Origin of the sequence: Hydrocoleum sp. CS-953, from assembly GCF_002260545.1 — a bacterium.
Lineage (GTDB): Bacteria > Cyanobacteriota > Cyanobacteriia > Cyanobacteriales > Microcoleaceae > Trichodesmium.
In genome coordinates this window covers 1-9,091 of record NZ_LGSU01001276.1, presented here as the reverse complement: position 1 = coordinate 9,091, position 9,091 = coordinate 1, and the positions used below count along the sequence as shown (strand labels likewise).

The window sequence follows — 9,091 nt, the reverse complement described above, 5'->3', positions numbered from 1 at the left end:
AGCTGGTCAGCGATCGCCTCTTCAGTTATTAGCTTTCTACTTAAAATAACAATCCTTAAAAGATAAAATATTAGACAGTAATAGAACTCCATTCCGCTTCGCGATCGCTATTTCTATATATCAAAGAAAGTTAGAGTTTAGGAATAAATATCAGTTAAAATATGAATAGAGTTTTAGACATAGCCATCAAAACTTTGATTAACCTACTCTCTTAAGAAAGAAAATTTTGCAATTAATAAAACTTAATTATGACCGATTTATTTACCTCTGATGACTCCCTAGAAAACCAAGAAATCTATTCCTACAGGATTGAAACATTATCTAGTTTTCCTGCTAATCTTTTTAGATTTAAAGAATATAACTTTGCCAAAGCTATTGCATTATGCTTACTAATATTTACCTCAATCTACACATTTTTTAGTTTTGTTGACTTCATAAAAAGCAATTATATTCTACCACCAATCCCTTTACGAGAATGGTTTTCTTATATAGAAGCACTTTTTTATGCATTTTACTCAATTTTTAGTAACCTATTAAACCTTTTTCATTTTGTTTTCATTCTAACTCCGCTAGGATTATCCATGTTAATAGCCTGGTTAATTTTTGATCCAAAAGAGGTAAGTAATTTTGTTTTAGGAATTACTAATATTGTATTGGGAGTCATAGGAATTTTAAATCCAACCGATATAATTCCAGATTTTATTCCAGTTTTTGGAACTGCAGATGATATCTTTAGTGGTGGTTTAGCGGGCATAGGAGTATGGCTTTTCTCTATTGCAGCAAAACGTAGAGAGAATGATTCTCAGGTTATCAAGCAACTACAAGAAGGAAAAATTAATGAAATAGAAGGGCTAAACTTACTACTAGCAGATAAAGGAATTGTTGTGAAAAATATTAAGGAGGATTAGTCAATGGGAGCAACTATTTTTCAAACAAAATTCAAAGATAAATTATCTATATCAATATTATTATTTAAGATAAAATCTTATACNGTAAGAACTCTTTTGCTATTAATTATAGGACTAATAATTTTATTAGGATTAGCTAATCCTGCCTATGCCTACAAGAGAAAAGATGTCTACAAACTTGTGGAAACTAATAAGTGTATTAAATGCGATATCTCTTCTTATCAAAAGCTTCCCAGAGTTGGAAGTCTAAATGATACTAATCTCCGAGGTTCAAATTGTGAAAGAACCAATTTCAGTGGTATGTCCTTCAATCAAGTCAATCTCAGTAATGCAAAGCTGATTCAGGCTAATCTTTCTCAGATAACTGCATTAGATATAAATCTTCAACAAGCTCAATTAAATGGCGCTGACCTGAGTGGGGCTAAACTTAATAAAGGAAACTTAACTTCTGCCGATCTGTCTCGTGCTAATCTTCAAGAGATTGATCTGAGTCAAGCCAACCTACATCAGTCTAATTTATCTGATGTAAATCTTAGAGAAGCTGGATTCTATCAAGCTAAACTTGACAATGCCAATTTAACTAGAGCCAATTTGACTCAAGCTTATTTAAAAGAGGCAAATATGCTTTATGCCAATTTAACTAGAGCCAATTTGACTGAAGCTTATTTAAAAGAGGCAAATATGCGTTATACAACTTTATTAGAAGCTAACTTAAGTTATGCCCTGCTTAATGGTGAAAGTGACAAACAGAGGACAGATTTGCGAAATGCTAATCTCAAAGATGCCTTACTAATAGAAGCTAGTTTAATTCAAGCTGATTTGCGTCAATCTATTTTGGTGAAGGCAAATTTAACAAAGGCTAACTTAACGGCAGCTCTTTTAAACAGTGTGGATTTTGATCGAGCTAATTTAAGTGGTAGCATTTTAGAGCAAGCTGACTTAAGAAAGGCTAACTTGAGCAATGCTACATTAATAAATACCGATTTTAGTAATGCAGATTTAAGGGGAGCCAACTTAACAGGTGCTAATATTGATGATCGTACAAATTTTAACAATGCCAATTTGAAAGGATGTATTATGCCTGATGGATCGAGCTATCATTCTTCTACAACAATTATAGAAAAAATTAGAGGTTCTTTAAGACTTAACTCAATGAAATAAGGGTAGTTTAATAGAATCTAAAAGTCGGCTAAATCACAGTGAACTATCCCAAAAAGTCAAGGGGAAATAGGGAGAACAGAGACTTTTTAAAACTTAAGGTAATGAATCAGCAAAATTGAGTGCTTTTTAAGAAAATAAGGTTTTATTATTTATGGCTAGACTATGCCGAAACAGGAATTTTGTACGCTAAGAACACCTAAAAACTTGAAAGAAGGAATTATTATTGATATATTTCAGATAATTTATAGAATAAATAAGTAGCTTTTCAGTTAATATAGAAATTATAAATAGGTTGTAATATTTTATCGTAGGGGTTTGGTATTCAAACCCAACCATGGCGACTAAACCGCTATAGTTTTTTTCACAAATCATTTAGGATTAGTATATAAGCATTCTTCAACAAATTTTGACTTAATTCGTAAGTAAAAAAAGCTGATAGCTGACTGCTGATAGCTGTTTGCGCAGCAGTCCGCAGGAAATGCTTAATCATCAAACACAGGCGGCCAAAGTTCAACAATAGATAATTCCCACTCACCAAATAATTCAGGAATAGTCAAAATATCTCCATTTTTTAACTCAACTTCTTCACCATTAGGACGATAAACAATAACTATTTATTTGTCAGGGTCTATCAATATTCCTACTTCTGCTCCTAATTCTAAATACTTCTTTATTTTATTTTTTAAAAGTTTAATCCTATCACTTTGAGACTTAATTTCTACCACTAAATCAGGCACCAACTCCCCAAAATAACGAACACTTTTTTTCAAACGTTGGGCACGAACAAAAGAAACATCAGGAACCTTTAAATTAGTATCTGGAAGAATAAAAGTACCACTAGAATCAAACAAACGTCCGAGACGACGTGGGTAAACCCAATTGCCTAATAATCTAATTAATTGAACACCAACTTCACTAGAAATAATATCCGACGGACCCATAACTAATATCTTTCCTTCATCTAATTCTAATTGATAATCTAAACCTACTTCATTCAGAGTACCTTGCAATATTTCTAAGTCTTTAATTGTGAGATTTGACATATAATTTTTAGGAATTAAAGAACAATATAAAAAGGGAATAGAGAACAAGTCTCTATCCCCTATTAATAATTATAATTGCTAATATTTAATAGCTGTTTGCGCAGCAGTCCGCAGTAAATGCTTAATTAATTCGCAATTCTCAATAATTCCACATCAAAAATCAGAGTAGCATTAGGAGGTATAACCCCACCAGCACCACGGGAACCATACCCTAATTCTGACGGAATAATCAACTTACGACGTTCACCAACTTTCATACTACCTACTCCTTCATCCCAACCTTTAATAACTTGACCTACGCCAACTTTAAATTGGAAAGGTTGATTGCGATCGCGAGAACTATCAAACTTAGAACCATCCTCTAAAGTTCCAGTATAGTGAACTACCACCGTCTGACCACTTTTAGGAGTAGCGCCATCTCCTTGTGTTATAACTATATACTTAAGACCAGATTCAGTAGTAACTGCTTCGTCCATAATATTTTCTGCCATTGTAGTTGTTGGATTTAGTTTAGTACCTTCTGCCACTTCCTGCTGAACTTCAGTAGAATTTACAGTACCTAATGTATTTTGAGAAGCAACTGCCTCTTTTCCCGAACCTGTAATTTGAGCAATAATCAAGACTAAACCACAGACTATTACTATTCCCAGACTAATAATAATTCCTCGCAAAATTAAACCTCCTAATTTAACTCAAAATTGAAAAGTTAAAAGTCAAAAATTCTCACATCAAGTTTGAATTATAGTTACTAAAAGTATAGTCAAATATAGGCAGACTGAATTCCATTTCACCCCTCTTAAATTTAGTCCCTGCTGCAAATTTAACTTCTAACTTCAGGAAAGTTAGAACATTATCACATTTCTCAAATTTAGTCAGTGCAGGGAATTTAACTTCTGACTTCATAATATTCTGAATTCCAAATTCTAAATTCTAAATTCTAAATTCTAAATTCATCTAACGCCAGTTACGGTTTTCCAAATCTCGTATCTGACGCTCCAAACGATCCAAACGACCCCGCAGTTCGTCCATTTCTGCTTGACGAGGAACTCCTATATCCTGCATCACATTCCGCATTTGTCGCTCCATCTGAGCTTCCAAGTTTCCCTGTTCCGACTTAAGTTGCTCCATAATATCATCAACAAAAGTCTTAGCTTGGTCTGGATTGATAGTACCATCTTTAACCCATTGGTTAGTTACTTCCTGTATTTTTTCTGCCACTAGGGAAGTTGTACCAATACCTATCATTAAAAGTTGTTGAAGTAGATTTTCTGTATTATTCATATTTTTTTCCCTTTTTAGGTATATACAAACAACTAACTTAAATTAAGCTAGACACTTAAACTGTAGATCAAAGAAGTTATTGAAGTTATTGAACTTATATAGTAATCACCGAATGAGATGTGAGAAAAAACTGTAGGGATTTGGTCTCCAAATCCAATTTTTGCTCAGGTTTGGAGACCAAACCCCTACGATAAAATATTACAACCCATGGGTAGATTGCTATAGATTTAAAATATAATCAAAATGTTAAATTGTCCTCGTTGTCATCAAAAAGTTGATAGTCAGGCGATCGCTTGTCCGTATTGTCAATTTCCTCTGAAAGCTTTTGGTCATCCTGGTATTCCTTTGTATCAAGCTGAAGGAGAGGAATATTTGTGTAATAATTGCCTCTACCATTTAGATGATACCTGCAATTTTCCCCAACGTCCCTACGCTAAAGATTGTACTCTTTTCCATGACCAATCTGAACCTCTTGTACCAGATTCTACTTATGGTACTAATCATAATAGTTGGTTGAAAATTGTCAAATTTTGGTTTCAAAGAAATACTATTTTGTGGTTGTTTTTGACTTTAATTCTTATCAGTTTTTTACTATCTTTTTGACTAGAGTAGGGTAAGCATTCAGCTAGCTCGTGGTCAGCTCTTAGCTTTTTAATAATGGGAGGTAGTTTGAGATGAATATAGATTTTAACAACTTTTGTAGTAAGATTTTATTCTAGGTCAATTAATATAGCTTTAAACCTATATCAAAAATCATAGCTGATAGCTGATAGCTGACGGCTAAATGCTTACATCCAATTATTAGTTGAGTATGCTCAAGCTAACTATTATAGTTTTAATTATTCTCATAGGTTCTGCCCTTTGTTCTGCTACTGAAACAGCTTTACTTTCAGTTTCTCCTATTAAAGTACAACAGTTAGCCCAGTCTAAAAAAGCAACAGTATTAGCACTTTGGGCAATTAAGAAAAAAATCAACCGCCCCATAGCAACTGTTGTGATTATTAATAACATTTTTAATATTGTTGGCAGTATCTTAATTGGTAATATTGCAGCTTCAGTTTTAGGGAATGCTTGGTTAGGAGTATTTTCTGCTATTTTGACATTTTTAGTAATAGTTTTTGGCGAAATTATTCCTAAAACTCTTGGGGAAAGGTATGCCATGAGATTTGCCTTAACTATAGCTTTACCCGTGCAGGGATTAACTTTTATTTTTACTCCCATAGTCTGGTTAATGGAAAAAATTACATCACCTTTTACTCAAGGAAAAAAATTACCCACTACTAATGAAGCAGAAATAATGTTTTTAACCAGAATAGGATATAAGGAGGGAGTTATTGAAGGTGATGAAGCTGAAATGATTAGAAGAGTATTTCGGCTAAATGATAAAAGTGCATCGCATATTATGACACCTCGAACAGCGACTACTTATTTACATAGTGATTCAATTCTATCTGAGGTTAAGTCAGATATTATTAATTCTCAGCATAGCCGAATTATTGTGATTAGAGATTCTATTGATGATGTACTTGGTTTGGTATTAAAACATGAATTACTTAAGGCTTTAATTGAAGGAAAAGATAATCAAAAAATTTATGATTTTATGCGAGATGTTAGGTTTATTCCAGATACATTGAGGGTAGATTTATTATTGAAAGAATTTCAAAAATATCGTCAACATTTGATGGTTGTTTTAGATGAATATGGTGGAATGTCGGGAGTGGTAAGTTTAGAGGATGTGTTGGAAGAATTAACTGGTGAAATTGTGGATGAAACTGATAAAAGTGTTGACTTACAAGTTGTGGCAAGAATGAGAGGAAGGATAAAATTAAAGGATGATTCATTAATTGATAATTGATAATGGATAATTGATAATTACCTCTGGTTAAAANATAATTAATAATTCGGTAATTACAGTTATCAGTTATCAGTTATTAGTTATTAGTTAGTAAACCGACAAATCTAAAATAGTGAATTAGGTCATTTAGTAAAGAGTGGGGTGGGTTCATTTAATTGGCGTTGCTTATTTTAGGTATGATTTGTATTTTTTGGTAATTACTAAAGTATTGAATAACAAATATTTGAGATTGTTCAATTTTTATTTTCATACCTTGATTCAGCAACGCCTTGTAATATAGGTGTGTCACGGTACTATAATAATGAACTAATAGTAATGGTAACTTATATATATAAAGAAAGAATAAGGTATTAGTTATTTAGGAGAGAAGAGAAGCTTCATTATTAGTAAATTTTTCTTTTTCCTCAGAATTGCGTTACAATAATTCCTGTAAATCTAGAATTTTAATTTGTCTAAAAAAAAATTATGCTGCCAACTGTTTTAATTACTGGTGCTTCTCAAGGTTGTGGTAGAGAAACAGCACTTTTATTTGCCAGAAAAGGATATAACATTGTGTTAGCTGCTAGAAAGTTAGATAGATTAGCAGCAACAGCAAATGAAGTGAGAGAAATTGGTAAATCTGCTTTAGCTATTCCTACAGATGTTACTGATGCTGAACAAGTAGAATATTTGGTGCAAAAAGCAATAGAATTCTATGAAAAAATTGATGTATTAGTTAATAATGCTGGAATTTGTCTGACTGGTGGAATGGAACATACAACCCTAGAAGATTTTCAACAATTAATGAATGTTAATTTTTTTGGTTATGTGAATACAATTAAAGCTTTATTACCTCATTTTTTGTCAAGAAAATCAGGCACAATTGTTAATGTTGGTTCCTTTGGTGGAAAAATGCCTTTGCCAAATATGACTGCTTATTGTGCTAGTAAATATGCAGTTACTGGATTAACAGATACTTTACGTTTGGAATTAGAGTCAAAAGGAATTAATGTTAGTTCTGTACAACCAGGAGTTATTAATAGTGATTTTCTGGAGAGAGCGCAATTTCGAGGTGGGGATAATTCGGGAGTAGAAGCTAGTCGCCAACAAATGAGTTCTGTTTTAGAATCTAATTTTGTTAGTCAGCCAAAAGATATTGCTGAAACTATCTGGAATGTTGTTAAAAATAAGCAGTCTGAAGTAGTAGTAGGTCCTGCGGTTTTAGCAACAGAAACTTATCGGTTATTTCCTGGTTTAGTTCAGTTTATGATGGGAAAAAGTTTAGGTTGAAAAAGGTGGTGGTAGTAGTAGGGTGCTGTTTCGCTACGCGACATGAAAAGCGATAGCGTAACGCACCTAAATCTTGAAAAAAAATGGTGCGTTACGTTCCACTTCGTTCCACTAACACACCCTACTGGACTTTTGACTTAGGAATTTATTTTGTTTTTGGGTTTGGTGAAATACCAGGTTATTCCTCCTGCTAATAGGGTTGCTAAAATGCTTAAGATTAAAGTCAAAATAACGGGATGAATTGTTTCTAATTTACCAGTAGGTTTGAAAGTAACAGGTACATCAATATGACCAGTGCTAGAAGCAATAATTCCTCCACTTCCTAATCCTACACCAATAATTTGAATGGTTCTTTCTAAGCGGCGATCGCTTTCTGCTTGGTCTATTTCTGCCATGCCTCTAATTGTGTTTACCATTTGTTCAAATAAGTTTTGACCAGGGGAAAGATAGTTAATATCGGTTTCAATTTGTCTGTGCCACAGAGAGCAGGTTTTATTCAAGAAGTCTTGCCAATATTGGGGAATGTTACTAATATTTTCTATTTTTGATAGACAGGTTTTATAATTATTAATATTGGTTTCGATGGCGGTTTTATGTGCTTTTAAGTCTCGCAGATAACGAGAATAATATAGATAGTCTTCTGGCATTTTTTCTAGAATTTGTTGGAGAGATTCTAGTCTGGTTTTTGGATCTGCTGTTATCTGAGAGAAGTGTTTCATTTCTGTTTCTAATTTGTCATAAGATTTTCTCGCTTTAGGATAGAGATTTCGTGATTCTTGATAGATAAAGTTGATTTTATGGCGACAGCACAATAATTGTAATATCCATTCGTAGGATTTTTCTGCTAGGTCAATTGTTTCTGCTTGACTATTGTTTAATAAGACTAATATTTTAATTTTGTTGGTTTGGTTATTGGCAGTAAATTCTGTTGCTTCGTATTCAAAAAGCAAGCTTTTAAATAATTCGCCTTGATTGAGAAATACAGGTTTTATTTGGGCTGAGTCGAATAAATTTTCTACACATTCATTGGCTATTTGTTCGGCATTTACTTCTGGGTCGATTTCTCCATAAATTAAAAATGTTTCTCCTAATGATGGTTGAATTGATGAGGGTAATAAACTTTTGATGGGGAATTGTTTTAGTTGAGAAATGTCTAGTTTTTCTGTTGATAATTTGGGGATGAGAGTTAGGTCAGCAGCGTAGGTGTCGTTAAGTATAAATGGTTGGAGATTACCTGCTATTTTTAAGTTTTCGATTTCAATTACACCTAAGTCTATTGCTTGCTTTGATTTACTCATCCACAAGTTATTTTCCTGAGATTCAAAGACAGAATTATAATTGCCATTTTGGTCATAGCAAATTAATTGATGAGGTAAATATTTTAGGTCTGGGAATGGTAGATATTTTTCCTCTAGTTGGGCGAGGTTTTCCCATAATAATTTGCCTTCTTGATTATTTTTTTCTGACGAATCTAAAAAGGTTGAATATAGATGAAATGCTAAAAGACTAATTGTAAAATTTTTCATATTTAGATTTAGTTGGAGTGAGGATAATTATGACCTCTCCCCCAACCC

At 32.9% G+C, this 9,091-nt stretch carries 8 protein-coding genes and 1 pseudogene; 5 read left to right on the top strand and 4 right to left on the bottom strand.

Going from position 1 to position 9,091, the window contains the following annotated elements; all coding sequences use genetic code 11:
* Positions 1-248 precede the first annotated feature (248 nt).
* Together AFK68_RS22595 and AFK68_RS22590 are read left to right on the top strand one after the other, a co-directional pair.
* Complete coding sequence (locus AFK68_RS22595; RefSeq protein ID WP_094675285.1) at positions 249-908, top strand: YkvA family protein; 660 nt, start codon at positions 249-251, stop codon at positions 906-908.
* 84 nt (positions 909-992) lie between these two features.
* Positions 993-2,069 (top strand): pentapeptide repeat-containing protein (locus AFK68_RS22590; protein ID WP_210407565.1); only part of this gene is annotated, 1,077 nt, incomplete at its 5' end.
* A gap of 482 nt (positions 2,070-2,551) precedes the next feature.
* On the opposite strand, the pseudogene AFK68_RS22585 reads toward AFK68_RS22590, so the two are convergent.
* The 3 genes and pseudogenes from AFK68_RS22585 to AFK68_RS22570 all read right to left on the bottom strand — a co-directional run bounded on the left by AFK68_RS22585 (position 2,552) and on the right by AFK68_RS22570 (position 4,393).
* Positions 2,552-3,112, bottom strand: a pseudogene (locus AFK68_RS22585) (Uma2 family endonuclease).
* Between the two features lie 125 nt (positions 3,113-3,237).
* Positions 3,238-3,783 (bottom strand): FKBP-type peptidyl-prolyl cis-trans isomerase, encoded by a 546-nt coding sequence (locus AFK68_RS22580; RefSeq protein ID WP_094675281.1) that lies wholly within the window; start codon positions 3,781-3,783, stop codon positions 3,238-3,240.
* A gap of 283 nt (positions 3,784-4,066) precedes the next feature.
* Positions 4,067-4,393, bottom strand: a complete 327-nt coding sequence (locus AFK68_RS22570; protein ID WP_094675277.1) for a phasin family protein — start codon at positions 4,391-4,393, stop codon at positions 4,067-4,069.
* A 243-nt stretch (positions 4,394-4,636) separates the two neighbouring features.
* On the opposite strand from AFK68_RS22570, the gene AFK68_RS22565 reads away from it, so the two are divergent.
* The 3 genes from AFK68_RS22565 (at position 4,637) to AFK68_RS22555 (ending at position 7,517) form a co-directional block, all read left to right on the top strand.
* The gene (locus tag AFK68_RS22565) at positions 4,637-4,996 is read left to right on the top strand and encodes a zinc ribbon domain-containing protein (protein ID WP_094675275.1); all 360 of its coding nucleotides are present in this window, start codon (positions 4,637-4,639) and stop codon (positions 4,994-4,996) included.
* 208 nt (positions 4,997-5,204) lie between these two features.
* Positions 5,205-6,248, top strand: coding sequence for a hemolysin family protein (locus tag AFK68_RS22560; RefSeq protein WP_094675273.1), 1,044 nt, complete (start codon positions 5,205-5,207; stop codon positions 6,246-6,248).
* A gap of 465 nt (positions 6,249-6,713) precedes the next feature.
* On the top strand, positions 6,714-7,517 hold the full coding sequence (locus AFK68_RS22555; RefSeq protein WP_094675271.1) for an SDR family oxidoreductase: 804 nt from the start codon (positions 6,714-6,716) through the stop codon (positions 7,515-7,517).
* Positions 7,518-7,654: 137 nt separating this feature from the next.
* Here AFK68_RS22555 and AFK68_RS22550 read toward each other — a convergent pair whose 3' ends face one another.
* Positions 7,655-9,043, bottom strand: coding sequence for a hypothetical protein (locus tag AFK68_RS22550; protein ID WP_094675269.1), 1,389 nt, complete (start codon positions 9,041-9,043; stop codon positions 7,655-7,657).
* Positions 9,044-9,091 lie beyond the last annotated feature (48 nt).